Raw genomic sequence first — 18,058 nt, forward strand, 5'->3', positions numbered from 1 at the left:
CCACACTGTGCCCGGTTTGGGTGCATGATGCCTACCAGGACTCGGTGACGATGACGTGACGAGGACGGTGACGAGGATGTCGACGGACGCGACGAGGCGCCCGAGACAGGCGGGGGAGCACCTGACGTTCGGTGTGCTGTGCCCCGTGGTCGGAGGGTTCTACTTCGGGAGGTCCCTGGCGGGGATCGCCCGGGTCCTGCGGGCGCACGGGCACCGGGTGGTCGCTCTCCAGACCTACCCGGCGGACCTCGACCGCGACGAGTTCCCGGGCCCACCGGGCCGCAGGCCCCTGCTCGGGCGCTCGTCGTTCGACGGGTTCGTCGTGATGACCACGGCGCTCGCGGACGCCGAGCTGCGCGAGCTCGACGCGTCGGGCGTCCCGCTGGTGCTCCTGGGGGTGCGCGCGGACGGGCTGCGCGCGCCGGCGGTGTCGCCCGACAACGCCGGAGGCGTGCGCGCCGCCGTCGACCACCTCGTGGAGCACGGCCACACCCGCATCGGCTTCGTCGGCAACACCGAGCAGCGCGACACGCTCGAGCGCTACGACGCGTACCGCGCGGCGCTGGCCGCGCACGACCTGGCCTTCTCGCCCTCGTGGGTCTACCGCACGCGCGACAACCAGGAGGCGAGCGCCGAGGCCGCCGCGCGGCGGCTCGCCTCCCGGGGCCTGCCGACGACGGCGACGCTCGCCGCGACCGACCGCAACGCGATCGGCTTCATGCGGGGCCTGCAGGCCAGCGGGTTCGAGCTGCCCGCGGAGCAGGCCGTGGTGGGGTTCGACCACGCCGACTCGGGAGCGCGGTCGCGGCCCCGGCTGTCGACCGTCGACCCGCTGCACGACCAGGTCGGCGAGCGGGTCGCCGAGCTGCTCGTCGCGCGGGCGCGCGGGGAGAACGTCGGCCGGGAGCACCGGCTGGGTCGGGCGGCCCTGATCCGGCGCGAGTCGTGCGGGTGCCTGGAGGGCACGCAGGGCGAGCTCATCGGCGCTCCGGCCGCGCGGGCCGCCCTGGCGGCGCCCGCGGACCCGGCCCGGCCCCTCGACGAGGTGGCCCGGGTGGTCTTCGCGTCCGTCCTGGAGCGGTCCGAGGTGCGCGGGGTCCTGCGGCGGCGCGGGTCGGACGGCGGCCAGCGCCCGGCCCCGGTCGACGCCTGGCTCCTGGTGCTGCGGCACCTGCTCCGGGGGGCCGCCGACACGGGCGTGGTCCCGCCGGCGGCGGCCCTGCGCTCGCTCGCGGACCGCACCGCGGCGCTGCGCCCGTCGCAGGAGGCGCTCGAGCAGATCGTGCCCGCGCTGGAGGCCGAGGTCGCCGCGCTCGTGCGGGACGTGCGACGGCGTCGCCCGGGGTCGCGCGCGTCCCAGCTCGGTCGCACGGTGCTGTCGCGCGGGGCCCACCGAGACCTCCCGGCGGGCTCCGCGGTCGCGCGGGCCGACGCCGTCCGGGCGACCGCGGCCGAGGTGGTGGTCGCCGTCGCCCGCGGGTGCGCGCACGGGGCCGTGGCGCGCACGGGGCGGCTCGAGCAGGACCTGGTGGACCTCTACGAGGTCGACCTGGGCCTGCTGCGGGGCGACGGCGAGGGCCTGCGGCGCCTCGACTGGCTGCCGCGCGGGGTGGGCGGCACGGCGGCGCTCGCGCTGTGGGAGGACCTCGACGGCGACCCGGGGCGCCGCGTGCTGCGGGTCGTGGGTGCGCGCGGCGGGGGGACGGCCGTGGAGCGGCTCGTGGGGTCGGTCCTCCCGACCGCGCAGTTCCCTCCCCGCGAGCTCCTCGACCCGCGCTCGCTCACGGTCGTCGCGCCGGTCGCGTTCGGTCGCTCCGACTGGGGGTTCCTCGTGGTGGGCGGCCTCGTGGACACGCGCACGACGAGCACCCGTGAGCGGTACAACCACTGGGCGGCCATGCTCGCCGTCGCGCTGGACCGCGAGGCCCTGGTCACGTCGCTGCAGGAGCAGCGGCACGCGCTCGCGGACTCGGCCGAGCGCGTGCGCGAGCTGGCGCTCGAGGTCGAGGCGGGCGCCGAGCGCGCCGCGCTCGTGTCCATCGCGTCCCACGACGGCACGTGGGACTGGGACGTCGAGACGGGCACCGTGCGCTGGTCGCCGGCGTGGGCGCGCATCGTCGGCTGCGACGTGGCCGACCTCAGGGACGACCCCGAGGAGTGGCTCGGCCGCGTGCACCCGGACGACCGTCAGGCGGTGCACGCCGCCGTCGCCGCGCAGCTCGCGGGCACGACCGAGCCCCTCGACGTCGAGCACCGGCTGCGGTGCGCCGACGGCGAGCACGTGCGGGTCCGGTGCCGTGCGGTGACCGTGCACGACGCCGGCGGGCGCCCGGCTCGCATGGTCGGCGCGCTCGCCGTGCTGTCCGACGTCGAGCGCTACCGCAGCGAGCTGCGCGAGCGGGCGCTCGTCGACCCCGACTCGGGCGTGCTGCACCGCACCCTCTTCGTCGACCGGCTCGAGCAGGCGATCGCACGCGGCGCGCGGGTCCCGGGGTACGGCGCGCACGTGCTCGCCGTCGGGCTCGACACGCCGCCGACGGTCCCCGCGCTGCACCGGCTCGGCGGCGTGCTGGGCGCGGCGGGCTCGCTGTGCGCGCTGGCGCCGACGGACCTCGTCGTGCTCCTCGATGGCGTGTCCGACGACGCCGCGCGCCACGCGGCGGTGCGCGCGGCCGGGGCGTGCGGGTCGGCCGTCGTCGAGCACCTGGGGGACGTCACGGGGGCGCCGGACGCGCTCGAGGTGCTGCGGCGCGCCGGGGTGGCGCTCGCGCGTCGGCGGGCGCGCGCGCACGGCGCGGTCGTCCCGTGGTCGGCACAGGCCGAAACGTTTCGTGCGTTGTGAGAGCCCGGCGCTCCCGCCGAGAGTCGATCGACCCGCGGAGGTGGGGCGCCGACGACGGCGCTCCCGTGACGCCGCCGCGGGGCTCGACGACGAGAGGGAGCACGATGCCACGCACGTCCCGGCGCGCAGCGCCACCACCCACTGCCCCGCACGCTCGGGCCGCACGGCGCCGCGCGACGGCGGCGGCGATCGCAGCGGCCGTCACGCTCGCGGCCCTCGCCGCGGTCCCGCCGGCGAGCGCGGACCCGGCCCCGTCCACGTCGGCCGACGCGGTCGCGGCGCCCGGCGACGGCGAGTACACCCAGCGGTTCCTCGAGCTGTACGCGAAGATCCACGACCCGGCGAACGGGTACTTCTCGCCCCAGGGCATCCCGTACCACGCGGTCGAGACGCTCATGGTCGAGGCGCCGGACTACGGCCACGAGACGACGTCGGAGGCGTACTCCTTCTGGCTGTGGCTCGAGACGTCGTACGGCCAGGTGACCGGCGACTGGGAGCCGTTCAACCACGCGTGGGACACGCTCGAGGCGTACATGATCCCCACCACGGAGAACCAGCCCACCAACGGCGCGTACGACCCGGCCAAGCCCGCGACGTACGCGCCGGAGTTCAACCACCCGAGCCAGTACCCGTCGCAGCTCGACTCCTCGGTGTCCGTCGGCTCCGACCCGATCGGTGCCGAGCTGCGCTCGACCTACGGCACGCCCGAGGTCTACGGCATGCACTGGCTCGCCGACGTCGACAACGTCTACGGGTTCGGCGCCGCACCCGGCTCGTCGACGCTGCTCGGGCCGGACCACGAGGGCACGTCGTACATCAACACGTTCCAGCGCGGCCCGCAGGAGTCCGTCTGGGAGACGGTGCCCCAGCCGTCGATCGACGACTTCTCCTACGGCGGCGAGAACGGCTACCTCGACCTCTTCACGGGCGACGCGTCGTACGCGAAGCAGTGGAAGTACACCAACGCGCCCGACGCCGACGCGCGCGCGGTCGAGGCGGCCTACTGGGCCAACAAGTTCGCGACCGAGCAGGGCCAGCCCGAGGCCGTCGCCGACACGGTCGGCAAGGCCTCGAAGATGGGCGACTACCTGCGCTACGCGCTGTTCGACAAGTACTTCAAGACGCCGGGCTGCGAGTCCACGTCGTGCGCCGCGGGGTCGGGCCGGAGCAGCGCGCACTACCTGCTGTCCTGGTACTACGCGTGGGGCGGCGCGCTCGACACGTCCGGCCCGTGGGCCTGGCGGATCGGGTCGAGCCACGCCCACTTCGGGTACCAGAACCCGATGGCGGCCTGGGCGCTCGCGAACGACCCCGCGCTCCAGCCGGCCTCGCCCACGGCGAGGGACGACTGGGGCACGAGCCTCGACCGCCAGATCGAGCTCTTCCAGTGGCTCCAGTCGCCCGAGGGCGGGATCGCGGGCGGCAGCACGAACTCGTGGGACGGCCACTACGCCGACCGCCCCGACGACGTCGCGACGTTCTACGGCATGGCGTACACCGAGGCGCCCGTCTACCACGACCCGCCGTCCAACTCGTGGATGGGCATGCAGGGCTGGGGCGTCGAGCGCATCGCGCAGCTCTACGAGGAGACCGGCGACGAGCGCGCCGAGGCGATCCTCGACAAGTGGGTGCCGTGGGTGATCGACCACGTCACCGTCACGGACGACTCCTGGCAGATCCCGTCCAACCTCGCGTGGTCGGGCCAGCCCGACGACTGGGACCCCCAGAACCCGGGGGACAACGCGGGCCTGAGCGTCGAGGTGACGGGCTACGGCCAGGACGTCGGCGTCGCCGGCGCGCTCGCCCGCTCGCTCATGTACTACGCGGCCGGCGGCGACGGGCCGCAGCACGACGCGGCGCAGCAGGTCGCGCGGGACCTGCTCGACGCGATCTGGGAGCAGAACAGCGACCCGGTCGGCGTCGCGACGACCGAGACGCGCGCCGACTACGCGCGCTTCGACGACGTCCTGACGTCGACCACGGGCGACGGGACCTACGTGCCGGCCGGGTGGACGGGGACCATGCCGAACGGCGACGTCATCGAGCCCGGTGCGTCGTTCCTCGACCTGCGGTCGTTCTACCTCGACGACCCGGACTGGTCGAAGGTCCAGGCGTACCTCGACGGCGGGCCCGCGCCGGAGTTCACGTACCACCGGTTCTGGGCCCAGACCGCCGTGGCGACGGCGCTCGCCGACTACGACCGCCTGTTCGGCGAGGACGTCCCCACCGAGCCGGACACCGAGTCGCCCACGACGCCGACCGACCTCGCCGTGACGGGGACGACGGCCACGACCGCGTCGCTGGCGTGGACGGCGTCGACGGACGACGTCCGCGTGGTCGCGTACGACGTGCTGCGCGACGGGGAGGTCGTCGGCTCCACGGCGCGCACGACCTTCACGGACGAGGACCTCGCGCCCGAGACCACGTACCGGTACACGGTGCGGGCACGCGACGCGGCCGGGAACATCTCGCCGGTGTCGGTCGCCGCCGAGGCGACGACGCTCGCCGACGACGGCGGGCCCGAGCCCGGCGCCTGCACCGCGACCTATACGACGCGCGGGTCGTGGCAGGGCGGGTACCAGGGCGAGGTCACGGTCACGGCCGGGCCGTCCGGCGTCTCGGGCTGGACGGTGTCGCTCGACCTCGCGCCCGGTGGTCTGTCGCAGGCCTGGAACGCGACGACGAGCGTGAGCGGGAGCGTCCTGACCGCGACGAACGTCGGCTGGAACGGCACGCTCGCCGCCGGCGGCACCACGTCGTTCGGGTTCATCGGCACGGGCGCGCCGCCGTCGTCACCGACGGTCGCGTGCGGCTGACAGCCGGCTGACAACCGCGGTGAGGGCGGTCCGCCTCCCGGTGCTCACAGCGCCGGGAGGCGGACCATGCCCTCCTGCGCGATGGACGCGACGAGCGTCCCGTCCTGCGCGAACACGCGCGCCGCGCCGAGCCCGCGGCCGCCCTGGGCGCTCGACGCCGACTGCACGTAGAGCAGCCACTCGTCGACCCGTGCGTCGCGGTGCCACCACATGGCGTGGTCGAGGCTCGCGATCGACAGGTCGGGCGTGACCCAGCTCGTGCCCGACTGCCGCAGGATCGGCTCGAGCATCACCTGGTCGCACGCGTACGCCATGAGCGCGCGGTGCAGCAGCTGGTCGTCCCCGACGTCGCCGCGCGCCCGCATCCAGACCATCTGGTGGTCCTTGGGCTCGTGGTCGGGGCCGAGGTAGAGCGAACCGCCCACGTGCCGCAGCTCGAACGCCGAGTGGTGCGACCAGAAGCGCGCGATCGGATGGTCGATGCCGCCGAGCACGTCGAGCGCGGACGGCACGTCCTCCGGGGCGGGGGCGTCGGGCATCGGCGACGAGTGCTCGATGCCGCCCTGGTCCTCCTGGAACGACGCGATCATCGAGAGGATCGGCTTGCCGTGCTGGATCGCGTGCGTCCGGCGCGCGCTGAACGACCGTCCGTCGCGCAGCCGCTCGACCGCGAAGTCGATCGGCACGTCGAGGCCGCCGGGCCGCAGGAAGTAGCCGTGCAGCGAGTGGGGGAGGCGCCCGTCCGGCACCGTGCGCCCTGCGGCGAGGACGGCCTGCGCGAGCACCTGGCCGCCGTAGACCCGGCCCGTCGGCTGGTGCACGCTCTCGCCGCGGAAGTGCTCGGGGTCGGCGGCCGACCCGTCGCCGTCGCCGACGCGCTCGAGGCGCAGGACGTCGAGGAGGTGGTTCAGCGGGTTGGGGACCTGCTCGCGCGGGGCGGCGTCCGACGTCGGGCCGGGGGAGGTCGGGGAGGTCGACGGCGGCGTGGGCTCGGGGGTCACGGGTGGGGCTCCTTCGCTCGGGCGGCGGGTCGGTCAGTCCTCGAAGGTGTTGAGGAGCGAGTGCGCCGCGCGCTCCAGATAGTCCCACAGCGTCGCCTCGTGGACCGGCGCGAGGTCGAGGGTGTCGACGGCGGCGCGCATGTGCGCGAGCCAGCGGTCCCGCGCCTCGGGGTTGACCTTGAACGGCGCGTGCCGCATCCGCAGCCGCGGGTGCCCGCGCTGCTCGCTGTAGGTCGTCGGTCCGCCCCAGTACTGCTCGAGGAAGGCGGTGAGGCGCCAGCGCGCCGGTCCCAGGTCCTCCTCGGGGTACATCGGGCGCATGACGGGGTCGTCGGCGACCCCTTCGTAGAACGCGTCGACCAGGCGCACGAACGTCTCGTGGCCGCCGACCTCGTCGTAGAACGTGCGGCTCGGGCGCACCGGCGCGGCGTCGGCCGCCGGGCCGGTCGCAGGTCCGGTCGCGCCGTTCGACAGGCCGGCGACGGGCAGCGACGTGCGGGGGCTGGGCTCGGTCGTCACCGGCCCATCATCGCACCGGGCGCGGCCGTGTCCGGCCCGAGCTCGGGGACCGGGGCGCACGTCACACGGACGTCCCGCGCGCCCGCCGTGACGAGCGCCGCGCCTCCCGCGTCAGAGGCCGAGCTCGGCGAGCACCGGGAGGTTCTCGCGGACGACGGCGCGGGCCTCGGCGGCGCTCTCGGCCTCGACCGCGAGCCGCGCGAGCCGTCGGCACTCATCGAGGTCCACCTCGCGCAGCAGGGCGGCGACGTCGGGGATCGCCCGAGCCGTCATGGACAGCGACGACACCCCGAGGCCCACGAGCACGACGGCGAGCACCGGCTGCGAGGCCGCCTCGCCGCACACGCCCACGGGCCGGCCCTGCTGCGCACCACCGGCGCACGTCGCCTCGACGAGCCGCAGCACCGCGGGCTGCCACGGGTCGCTCAGCTCGGCGAGCGACCCGAGGAGGCGGTCGGCCGCCATCGTGTACTGGGTGAGGTCGTTCGTGCCGATCGACGCGAAGGACGCGCGCGCGAGGATCGGCCCGGCGAGCAGCGCGGCGCTCGGGACCTCGACCATGACGCCGGCGACGTCGAGCCCGTGGGCACGGCAGCGCTCGACGAACCACTCCGTCTCGCCGACGGTCGAGACCATGGGCGCCATGACCCAGACCTCGGCCTCCTCGGCCGCGGCGGCCTGCGCGATCGCGTCGAGCTGCTGCTCGAGCAGCTCGGGCCACCGCGCGGCGGTCCGCAGGCCGCGCACGCCGAGCGCGGGGTTCTCCTCGTCGTCGACCGTGAGGAAGTGCAGCGGCTTGTCCGCGCCGGAGTCGAGCGTGCGGATGACGACCTTGCGCCCGCCGAACTCGTGGAAGACGGTCCGGTAGGCGGCGACCTGCTCCTCGACGGTCGGCGGCTGCTCGCGGTCGAGGAAGCAGAACTCGGAGCGGAACAGCCCGACGCCCTCGGCGCCCGCCGCGGCGGCGGGTGCGGCCCCGGCGGGGTCGCCGACGTTCGCGAGGAGCTGGACGCGGTGCCCGTCGCGCGTGCGGCCGGTGCCGTCGAACGTGCGCACCCGCAGCGACCGTGCCCGCGCCGCGGCGACCTGTTCCTCGGACGGGTGCACGACGACGGTCCCGGCGGCGCCGTCGACGAGCACGACGTCCTCGGGCGCGAGGGCGGCGCTCGCCCCGGTCGCCGCGACGACCGCGGGGATGCCCTTGGCGTTGGCGACGATGGCGGTGTGCGACGTCGGGCCCGCGCCGTCGGTGACGATCGCGAGCACGCGCGCCGGGTCGAGCGCGGCGGTGGCCGACGGCGCGAGGTCGGGCGCGACGAGCACGAACGGCTCGGCGTGCTCCGGCACGCCGGGCGCGGGGCGGTCCGTGAGCGCCGCGACGAGCCGGTCGCGCACGTCGGCGACGTCGCGGGCACGCTCGGCGAAGTACCCGCCGAGCTCCGTGAACTGCCGCACGACCTCCTCCGCGGCCTCCCACACGGCGCGCTCCGGCACCAGGTGCTCGTCGAGGACGCGGCGCCGCGCGTCGGCCGCCAGGGTGGGGTCGCCCGCCATCGCGGCGGTCGCCTCGAGCACGTCGCGCGTCTCGCCGTCGGCGGCGTCCGCGGCGCGCTGGAGGTCGGCGGCGACCTGGGCGGCCGCGGCGTCGACGCGCCGGGCCTGCGCCTCGTGGTCCTCGCGCGGGCCCATCCGCAGCCCGGGTGCGGGCTCCGCGATCGGCTCCGGCATGAGCACCACCGGTCCGACCACCGTCCCGGGGCACACGCCGATGCCCGTGATGACCTGCCGTGCCTCGTCCTGGGTTCCGCCCGTCACGACCTCGCTCCTGTCCGCCTCGGGCGTGCGACCCGGGTGCCCGGGCCGGTGCGCACGCGTGCCCGTCGCCGTCCGACGAGGGGAGCCGCCTGCGGCACATCGTCGTTGCGGTGCCGTTGCGCTCCTGCGTCGATCCGGTGACAACCTCGCCAGGAGACTAGGCTGTTGCCAGGTGCACGGCACCCCGACACCCCGGATCCCCCGCGCGGATCCCACCCGCGACTCGCCTCAGGAGACACTTTCGATGAGCACCCCCTCGGACCAGAAGGCACAGCAGATCCTCGAAGCCCTCGGGGGCCAGGGCAACGTCGTCGACCTGGAGCCGTGCATCACGCGCCTGCGCGTCGAGGTGACCGACCCCCAGCTCGTCGACGAGGCGCGCCTCAAGGCGACCGGCGCGTTCGGCGTCGTGCGCTCGGGCCGCGTCGTGCAGGTCATCGTCGGCCCGGAGGCCGACAACCTCGCCGCGGAGCTCGACGGCCTGCGCTGACCCCGTCCGGCCCTCCCGTGCGGAGGGCCGGCGCCCCCGGGGCGGGGGTGCGCGACGGCGCCACCCGGCTCAGGCGGAGGGGCCCGCCGGGCCTCCGGTCCGGTCCTGCACCGCGGCGGCCGCCGCGGCACCGCGCCGGTCGTGCGCCGCCCGCTCGTCCGGGGACGCGGCGCTCGGGCCGTCCTCGGTCCGGTCGTCCGGCCGGTCGTCGGGCACCGACGGCGAGTGGTCGAGGACGACCACCTGCTGCGCCCCCGCGAGGGGGATCCGCGCGTCGGAAAGCCCCTGCCGGACGCGGGCGCGCAGCGCGCGCGCCACCTCCCACTGCATCGCCGCCTGCGTCTTGACCTGCACCTTGAGCTGGAGGGCCTCGGCCGTCATCGACTCGATGCCCGTGACCTCCGGGGGCTCCAGGAAGTACGTCCCGAGCACGGGGTCCGCCCCGACGTCCTCGGCCGCCGCGAGCAGCGTCGCGCGCACCGCGTCGACGTCCGCCCAGTACGCCACGCGCACGTCGACCACGGCGCGGCCCCACTCCTGCGTCTTGTTGCCCGTGCGCAGGATCTCCCCGTTGCGCACGAACCACAGGGTCCCGTTGCCGTCGCGCACCTTGGTGACGCGCAGCGCGACCTCCTCGACGGTGCCCGTCACCTCGCCGAAGTCCACGGTGTCGCCCACGCCGTACTGGTCCTCGAGCAGCATGAACGTCCCCGAGAGGAAGTCCTTGACGAGGCTCTGCGCGCCGAAGCCGAGGGCGACGCCCGCGATGCCCGCCGAGGCGAGGAACGGTGCGATGTTCACGCCCAGCTCGGTGAGCACCAGGAGCACGATCGTCGCCCCGATGAGGATGTTGGCGACGGACCGCAGCACCGAGCCCACGGTCCGCGCGCGCTGGGCCCGTCGCGCGGACGCGAGCGGGTTCGCCCGCAGCAGGACGCTCCCGACCCCGGAGTCGGCGACGCCCCGCAGACGCTTGCTGCGCAGGGCGGGCGTCCCCTCGGCGATGTGCTCGGTGATCCTGCGGATGACGCGGCGCACGAGCGCGAGGGCGATCGCGCCGATGCCGATGATGAGGAGCACGCGCAGCGGGACCCCGACGAACCACTCGAACCAGTCGTCGGGGTTGCTCGGGTCGAAGCCGTTCCGGACCTCTTCCGGGACCTCCGCGGGCACGCGCAGGACGGGGGCGAGAAGGGGGTGGGACATGAGCGCAGGGTACCCGGGCCCGGTGGGTGGTCCCTGGGCGCGCCGGGCGAACGCGCTGCTCGCGGGCCCGCGTTCTGGCAGGATGCAGGCGTGAGCGAACCCCCGCAGACGGACCTGCCCGAGCCGTTGGTGCAGCTGGCCGACGCCCACGGCGTCGCGTCCGACTTCTGGGACTTCGACGGGTCGCGCCGCCAGGTCCGCGCCTCGACGCTCGTCGCCGTGCTCGAGGCCCTCGGCGTCCCGGCCTCGTCGCCCGAGAAGGTGGCGGTCAGCCTCGAGCACTCGCGCGACGACGCGTGGCGCCAGATGCTGCCGCCGACCGTCGTCGTGCGGCAGGGCGACGCCGTCCCGCTGCCCGTGCACGTCGCCGACGGGTCCGCCGTCAGGGTGTGGGTCGAGCTCGAGGCGGAGCCGACTCGCCACGGTGGTCAGCCCGTCGGGCAGCACGCGGCCCGGGCCGCGCGCGAGCGCCGCGACCTCGGCCAGCTCGACGTGTTCGTCGAGCCGCGCACGGTCGACGGCCGGCGCGTGGGGCGCGCGACGTTCGAGCTGCCCGCCGACCTGCCCCTCGGATGGCACGACCTGCACGCCGAGAGCGACGGGACGCAGGCGCGCGCGACGCTCGTCGTGACGCCGCAGCGCCTCGAGCTCCCCGCCGCGCTCGTGGAGCGCCGCGCCTGGGGCTTCATGGCCCAGCTCTACTCGGTGCGCTCGCGCGCCTCGTGGGGCGTCGGCGACCTCTCCGACCTCGCCGACCTCGCGTGGCTGTCCGCGCGCGAGGCCGGGGCGGACTTCGTGCTCGTCAACCCGCTGCACGCCGCCGAGCCGCGTACGCCGATGACGCCGTCGCCCTACCTGCCGACGAGCCGGCGCTTCGTCAACCCGATCTACGTGCGGGTCGAGGACATCCGCGAGACGGGCTACCTGTCGGCCGCGGACCGCTCGCTCGTCGAGTGGGCGTTCGACCCGGTGCGCGACCTCGACACCGACCCCGGGCCGATCGACCGCGACGCCGCGTGGGACGCCAAGAAGGCCGCGCTCGAGGTCGTGTTCGCCGCGCCGCGCTCGACCGCACGCCAGGCGTCGCTCGACGCGTTCCGCGCCGAGCAGGGCCGGGGCCTCGAGGACTTCGCGACCTGGTGCGCGCTCGCCGACCACTACGGCGACCGCGACTGGCCGCCCGGCGCGTACGACCCGAACGGGCCGACCGTCGCGGCCCTGCGGGAGCAGCTCGCCGACCGGGTCGAGTTCTACTGCTGGCTCCAGTGGGTCGCCGACGAGCAGCTCCGGGCCGCTCAGCGCACCGCGCGCGAGGCGGGCATGTCCGTCGGGATCATGCACGACCTCGCCGTCGGGGTGCACCCCGAGGGCGCCGACGTGTGGGCGCACCGTGGCGTGCTCGCCACCGGGGTCTCCGTCGGGGCACCACCGGACATGTACAACCAGCAGGGGCAGAACTGGTCCCAGCCGCCGTGGCACCCGCGCGCCCTCGCGCGTGCCGGGTACGCGCCCTACCGGGACATGCTGCGGACCGTCCTGCGGCACGCGGGCGCGATCCGCATCGACCACGTCATCGGGCTCTTCCGCCTGTGGTGGATCCCCGGCGGGGCCCGGGCCGACGCCGGTGCCTACGTCCGCTACGACCACGAGGCCCTCATCGGCATCCTGTGCCTCGAGGCGCAGCGCGCCGGGGCGATCGTCATCGGCGAGGACCTCGGGGTCTTCGAGCCGTGGGTCCGCGACTACCTCGCCGACCGCGGCGTGCTCGGCACGTCCGTCCTCTGGTTCGAGAAGACGGGGGACGGCGCGCCGCTGCCCCCGGAGGACTACCGCCGCCTCGCGCTCGCCACCGTCACGACCCACGACCTGCCGCCGTCCGCCGGGTACCTCGCGGGCGAGCACGTCGAGCTGCGGGACCGGCTCGGCGTCCTCACCGAGGACGTCGCCGACGTGCGCCGCGCCGCCCGTGCGGAGCGCGACGCCATGGTCGCGTTCCTGCGCGAGCGCGGGCTCGTCGACGACGACCCGTCCGAGCGCGAGCTCGTCGAGGCCCTGCACCGCCTGATCCGGCGCACGCCCGCCGTCCTGCTCGGCGTCTCGCTCGCCGACGCGGTGGGGGAGCGCCGCTCGCAGAACCAGCCCGGCACGGACCAGGAGTACCCCAACTGGAAGGTCCCGCTCGGCGACGCGTCGGGCAACGTCGTCCTGCTGGAGGACCTGTTCGACTCCGCCCGCCTGCGCTCCCTCGCAAAGGCCATGAACGACGCCCTCTGACCCGCCGAGGGAGAACCCTGGTCGGCCGAGGTAGAGCCGTGGTCCGCCGAGGTAGAGGCGTGGTTCGTCCAGGAAGAGGTGTGGTCGGTTTGTCCGACGGCGGTCCGTCGCCTGGGGTGGCGGGGCCTCACCCGGGTCTGTGCTCACCCCTGAGGACTGCCCGCGCGGTGACGTTCGTCCGACGCGCCGGGCCGCTCCGACGGGGGAGCGACCCGGCGCGTCTGGGCTGGTCAGGCGTCGGCGGCCTGGGCGGTGAGGGCGCGCTCGACGCCGGCGAGGTTCTCGACGACGAGGCGACGCAGCGCGGGGGCGGCGTCGGCGTTCGCGTCGAGCCACTCCTGCGTCGCGTCGCGGAGCACGGTGCTCGCGAGCGGCGCGGGGTAGAGCCCCGTGACCAGAGCCTCGGCGATGTGGTACGACCGCTGGTCCCACAGCGGCAGGAGCGCGTCGAAGTACGCGCCCACGAGGGGGGCGAGCGACTCGGGGTCGTTGACGTGCTGGAACCCGAGCGTCGTGGCGCGGACGATCGCGTTGGGCGCGTCGTCCGAGCCGACGAGGCGGTCGAACGCCGCGCGCTTCGCCTCGGCCGTGGGCACGGTCGCGCGGGCTCGGGCAGCGGACTGCTGGCCGGTCGCGGTCGAGTCGGCGGCGAGGGTCGCCTCGATCTCGGCGTCGTCCGCGAGGTCGAGCAGGACCAGGCCCTCGAGGATCTCCCAGCGCAGGTCGGTGTCGATCTCGAGCCCGGCGAGGGCGGCCGAGCCGTCGAGCAGCGAGCGAAGCGCCTCACCGTGCGCCGGCGTCGAGGCGAGGTGCGCGAAGAACTTGACGAGCTGGAACTGCAGGTCGGAGCCCGGGGCGGCGTCCTGCGCGAGCGACCAGAGGACGTCGCCGACGTGCGCGAGGGTCTCGGCGCGGCGTTCGGGCGCGACGTACGTCTTCGCCGCGAGCGCGAGCTGGTTCAGGGTCGTGCGGATCGTCGTCGACTCGGTCTCGTGAGCGATGTTGCCGAGCACGAGGCGCACGTAGTCGCCCGCGGGGGTCTCGCCGTCGCGCGTCGCGTCCCACACCGAGCCCCAGACGAGGGAGCGCGCCAGCGGGTCGGCCAGGTCGGCGAGGTGCTCGGTCGCGACCTGGAGCGACGCGGCGTCGAGGCGGATCTTGGCGTAGGCGAGGTCGTCGTCGTTGAGCAGCACGAGCTGGGGACGGTCGAGACCGAGGAGCTCGGGGATCTCGGTGCGTGCGCCGTCCACGTCCACCTCGACCCGGTGGACCCGCGTGAGGACGCCGTCGACGAGGTCGTAGAGGCCGATGCCCAGACGGTGCGGGCGCAGCGTCGGGTGGTCGGGGGCGGCGGTCTGCAGCACGGAGAAGGTCGTGAAGCGGCCGTGGGCGTCGAGCTCGAACTCGGGGCGCAGCGTGTTGACGCCCGCCGTCTCGAGCCAGAGGGCGGACCACTGCGTGAGGTCGCGGCCGCTCGTGGTCTCGAGCTCGACGAGCAGGTCGCGCAGCTCGGTGTTGCCCCACGCGTGCTTGCGGAAGTAGGCGGCGACGCCGGCGAGGAACTGCTCCTTGCCGACCCACGCGACGAGCTGCTTGAGCACCGACGCGCCCTTGGCGTAGGTGATGCCGTCGAAGTTGACGAACACGTCCTCGAGGTCGTTGATCGTCGCGACGATCGGGTGGGTCGAGGGGAGCTGGTCCTGGCGGTACGCCCACGACTTCTCCATCGCGGCGAAGGTCGTCCAGGCCTCGTGCCACTCGGTCGCCTCGGCGGTCGCGAGCGTGGAGGCGTACTCGGCGAACGACTCGTTGAGCCACAGGTCGTTCCACCACTTCATGGTCACGAGGTCGCCGAACCACATGTGCGCGAGCTCGTGGAGGATCGTCACGACGCGCCGCTCCTTGACGGCGTCGGTGACCTTGGACCGGAAGACGTACGTCTCGGTGAACGTCACGCACCCGGCGTTCTCCATCGCGCCCATGTTGTACTCGGGCACGAAGAGCTGGTCGTACTTGTCGAACGGGTACGGGTGCTCGAACGCCGACTCGAAGAACGCGAAGCCCTCACGGGTCTTGTCGAACACGTAGTCGGCGTCCATGTGGTCGGCCAGCGACGCGCGGCAGAAGACCCCGAGCGGGATCGTGCGGCCGTCGGACGACGTGAGCTCGCTGCGCTCCACGACGTACGGCCCCGCGACGAGCGCGGTGATGTACGACGAGATGCGCGGCGTCGGCTCGAACGCCCAGCGTGCGACCTCGACGTCGCCGGCGCCGGTGCCGGTCGGGTCGGCCTTCGTGCCGAGCGCCTCGGGCGCGGGCGTCGGCTGGTTGCTCACGACCTGCCACGCCGCGGGGGCCGTGACGGTGAACGCGAACGTCGCCTTGAGGTCGGGCTGCTCGAAGACGGCGAACACGCGCCGCGAGTCCGGGACCTCGAACTGCGTGTAGAGGTAGACCTCGCCGTCGACCGGGTCGACGAACCGGTGCAGGCCCTCGCCGGTGTTCGTGTACGCGCAGTCGGCGACGACGCGCAGCTCGTTGTCGGCCGCGAGCCCGTCGAGGACGATGCGCGAGTCGGCGAACACCTGCGCCGGGTCGAGCGAGCGGCCGTTGAGCACGACCTCGCGCACGGTCGGGGCGACGAGGTCGACGAAGGTGCTCGCCCCCTCGGTCGCGGTGAACCGCACCACGGTCGTCGACGCGAACGTCGTCGCACCCGTCGTGAGGTCGAGGTCGACCTCGTAGGACTGGACGTCGACGATCGCCGCGCGCTCGCTCGCCTCGGCGCGGGTGAGGTTCTCTCCGGGCACTGCATCTCCTCGGTCTCGGGTCGGGCCGGGCGGCCTCGACGGCGGCCTGTGGGCCACGGAGATCATCCCACGGGTGCCCGCGCCCGCCCCCGGGAATACCGTCCGGGAATACGCTGCGCCCGCCCGGTGTCGAGACTGGGTGGGCGACGGCGTCGGCCGTCCGCGCGCGCCGCCCTGCCACTCCGGCGACCCGGGTCCACCGGGCGCCGCCCACGACGAAGGAGACCCGTCCCGTGACCCTCACCGCGACGACCGACACCACCGCGACCGAGGACGCCGTGCGCGTCGCCGACTTCTGGTTCGACCCCGTGTGCCCGTGGGCGTGGATGACGAGCCGCTGGATGGGTGAGGTCGAGCAGGTGCGCGACGTCACGGTCCGCTGGCACGTCATGAGCCTCGCCGTCCTCAACGAGGGCCGAGACCTGCCGGAGGAGTACCGCGAGCTCATGGAGAAGGCATGGGGTCCGGTGCGCGTGGTCACCGCCGCGCGCGTCGAGCACGGCGAGGAGGTCGTGAAGCCCCTGTACGACGCGATCGGGACCCGCCTGCACCCGGGCGGCCGCGACGACTACGACGCGGTGCTGGCGGAGGCGCTGGCCGAGGTCGGGCTGCCCGCGTCGCTGGTCGACGCCGCGGGCTCCGACGCGTACGACGCGCAGCTCCGGGCGTCGCACGCCGAGGGGATCGGGCGCGTCGGGGAGGACGTCGGGACGCCGGTCGTCGCGTTCGGCGACACCGCGTTCTTCGGCCCGGTCGTGACGCCTGCCCCGAAGGGCGAAGCCGCAGGTCGGCTGTGGGACGGGTGCGTGCTCGTCGCGAGCACGCCCGGCTTCTTCGAGCTGAAGCGCACCCGGACCCAGGGTCCCGTCTTCGACTGACCTCGTCGGCCCCGGGACCTCGACGGCGGGACGGTCGGGCCGCCGGCGGGGTTCGACCCGCACGGGTGCGTCGTGCCATGCTTCGTCAGGTTGCGGGCGGTGTCAGGAGCGCCCGCCGCCCGGTCGTGCCGGGCGAGACCGACGAGGAGCCCGCGAGGAGCCGCATGTCCCCGAACGCACCCGTGCCACCGCCGCCGCCGCCCCCTGGCGGCGTGCCGGGGCCCGCGGGCGGTCGGGACGACGCGCAGCCGACCCAGGCGTTCTCCGGCCCGCTGCCGGGCGCCACGGCGGCGCCGCCGTCCTTCGCGCCGACGAGCGGGCCGACGGCCCAGGCGCCCCGCGCGACGCCCGCGGACGGGCAGCCGACCGTCGTCGCGTCGTCGTTCCAGCCGACGAGCGTCCAGCACGTCACGCCGATCACGCAGCTCCCGACGGCGGCCCAGCCCGCGGTCCCCGCGCCGTCGCCGGTGCCCCCGCAGCGGGTGCGCTACGCGACCGAGCAGAACGGGTTCGGCGTCGCCGCACCCGTCGGGACCGCCGCGAGCCGACCGGCGTACGCGCCGGCGGACGCCGCGCCGGCCGGCTATGCGCCGACGGGCGCGTACGCGGCGTCCGGCGCCCCGGCGTACGAGCCCGCGGCGCAGGCGGGCTACGCCTCGGCCGCACCCCAGCCGCCCCAGCCGGCCTACCACCCGCCGACGTCGGTCGCGCCGACCGCGGCCGCGCCCCGTGCGGGCGCGGGCGGGTCGGGCGCGACGCCGCGACCGCCCGCCGGGCGCGGCGGGGGCAACGGTGGCGGCGGCCGCCGGCCGGACCGCCTGAGCCCCGGGTGGATCGCGTTCATCGTGGTCGACGCCCTGCTCGTCATCGGGGCGATCGTCTTCGCGATCTCCCTGCTCGGGGGCGCGGGCGACGATCCGGCGGGCGACGCGACGCCGCCTCCGTCCGCGACCGCGACGGAGGGGACCGCGGAGACGCCCGCCGCCGAGCCCACCGTGTCCGAGACGTTCGCGTCGGAGTCGCGCAACATCACGTGCGAGGTGACCGACGTCAGCGCGACGTGCGTGATCGCCCAGCTCGGCACCCAGCCGGCCCCCGTGGCGGGCTGCGACGGCACGGTCGGGTACAAGGTGGTCCTCGGCGCCGACGGCAGCGTCGAGCAGCCCTGCGTGCCGACGGCCGAGCAGCCGCAGCCCGCGCCGGGCGACACCGCGGTCCTCGACTACGGCACGTCCAAGACGGTCGGCCCGTTCACGTGCGACAGCGCCGAGACGGGCATGACGTGCCGTGACGACGCGACGGGCAAGGGCTTCACGATCGCCCGCGCCGGCATCCGGACCCTCTGAGCGGGTCGCTGAGCAGCCCCGCGGGGCCCGGCCGCTGCGCCGGGGCGGCCCGGGCACGCAC

Annotated in this window: 11 protein-coding genes; 6 read left to right on the top strand and 5 right to left on the bottom strand. The window is 75.2% G+C overall.

The window, feature by feature from the left end:
- Nucleotides 1–145 precede the first annotated feature (145 nt).
- Nucleotides 146–2,842: a substrate-binding domain-containing protein gene (locus ABRQ22_RS21175; protein WP_253051215.1), complete on the top strand. Its 2,697-nt coding sequence runs from the start codon at nt 146–148 to the stop codon at nt 2,840–2,842.
- A 104-nt stretch (nt 2,843–2,946) separates the two neighbouring features.
- Complete coding sequence (locus tag ABRQ22_RS21180; RefSeq protein WP_353708085.1) at nt 2,947–5,658, top strand: glycoside hydrolase family 48 protein; 2,712 nt, start codon at nt 2,947–2,949, stop codon at nt 5,656–5,658.
- 44 nt (nt 5,659–5,702) lie between these two features.
- On the opposite strand, the gene ABRQ22_RS21185 is transcribed toward ABRQ22_RS21180, so the two are convergent.
- The 3 genes from ABRQ22_RS21185 to ptsP form a co-directional block, all read right to left on the bottom strand.
- Nucleotides 5,703–6,548, bottom strand: a complete 846-nt coding sequence (locus ABRQ22_RS21185; RefSeq protein WP_353709600.1) for an acyl-CoA thioesterase II — start codon at nt 6,546–6,548, stop codon at nt 5,703–5,705.
- Nucleotides 6,549–6,692: 144 nt separating this feature from the next.
- Entirely contained in the window at nt 6,693–7,079 is a 387-nt protein-coding gene (locus ABRQ22_RS21190; RefSeq protein WP_353709601.1) for a globin, read from the bottom strand.
- A gap of 210 nt (nt 7,080–7,289) precedes the next feature.
- Nucleotides 7,290–8,993 (bottom strand): phosphoenolpyruvate--protein phosphotransferase, encoded by a 1,704-nt coding sequence (gene ptsP, locus ABRQ22_RS21195; protein ID WP_308202273.1) that lies wholly within the window; start codon nt 8,991–8,993, stop codon nt 7,290–7,292.
- On the opposite strand from ptsP, the gene ABRQ22_RS21200 reads away from it, so the two are divergent.
- Nucleotides 8,956–9,483 (top strand): PTS glucose/sucrose transporter subunit IIB, encoded by a 528-nt coding sequence (locus ABRQ22_RS21200; protein ID WP_290444926.1) that lies wholly within the window; start codon nt 8,956–8,958, stop codon nt 9,481–9,483. The two genes, ptsP and ABRQ22_RS21200, sit on opposite strands and share 38 nt — an antisense overlap.
- Nucleotides 9,484–9,552: 69 nt before the next feature.
- Here the strand turns inward: ABRQ22_RS21200 and ABRQ22_RS21205 are convergent, their stop codons facing one another.
- Nucleotides 9,553–10,689: a mechanosensitive ion channel family protein gene (locus ABRQ22_RS21205; RefSeq protein WP_353708086.1), complete on the bottom strand. Its 1,137-nt coding sequence runs from the start codon at nt 10,687–10,689 to the stop codon at nt 9,553–9,555.
- A gap of 90 nt (nt 10,690–10,779) precedes the next feature.
- Between ABRQ22_RS21205 and malQ the strand changes: the two genes are divergently transcribed.
- Nucleotides 10,780–12,963: a 4-alpha-glucanotransferase gene (gene malQ / locus ABRQ22_RS21210; RefSeq protein ID WP_353708087.1), complete on the top strand. Its 2,184-nt coding sequence runs from the start codon at nt 10,780–10,782 to the stop codon at nt 12,961–12,963.
- 230 nt (nt 12,964–13,193) lie between these two features.
- Here malQ and pepN read toward each other — a convergent pair whose 3' ends face one another.
- Nucleotides 13,194–15,773, bottom strand: coding sequence for an aminopeptidase N (gene pepN / locus ABRQ22_RS21215; RefSeq protein ID WP_353708088.1), 2,580 nt, complete (start codon nt 15,771–15,773; stop codon nt 13,194–13,196).
- 278 nt (nt 15,774–16,051) lie between these two features.
- Between pepN and ABRQ22_RS21220 the strand changes: the two genes are divergently transcribed.
- Both ABRQ22_RS21220 and ABRQ22_RS21225 read left to right on the top strand, forming a co-directional pair.
- Nucleotides 16,052–16,651: a DsbA family protein gene (locus ABRQ22_RS21220; RefSeq protein WP_308202283.1), complete on the top strand. Its 600-nt coding sequence runs from the start codon at nt 16,052–16,054 to the stop codon at nt 16,649–16,651.
- Between the two features lie 164 nt (nt 16,652–16,815).
- The gene (locus tag ABRQ22_RS21225; RefSeq protein ID WP_353708089.1) at nt 16,816–17,997 is read left to right on the top strand and encodes a hypothetical protein; all 1,182 of its coding nucleotides are present in this window, start codon (nt 16,816–16,818) and stop codon (nt 17,995–17,997) included.
- Nucleotides 17,998–18,058: the final 61 nt, after the last annotated feature.

Source organism: Cellulosimicrobium sp. ES-005 (assembly GCF_040448685.1).
Lineage (GTDB): Bacteria > Actinomycetota > Actinomycetes > Actinomycetales > Cellulomonadaceae > Cellulosimicrobium > Cellulosimicrobium cellulans_G.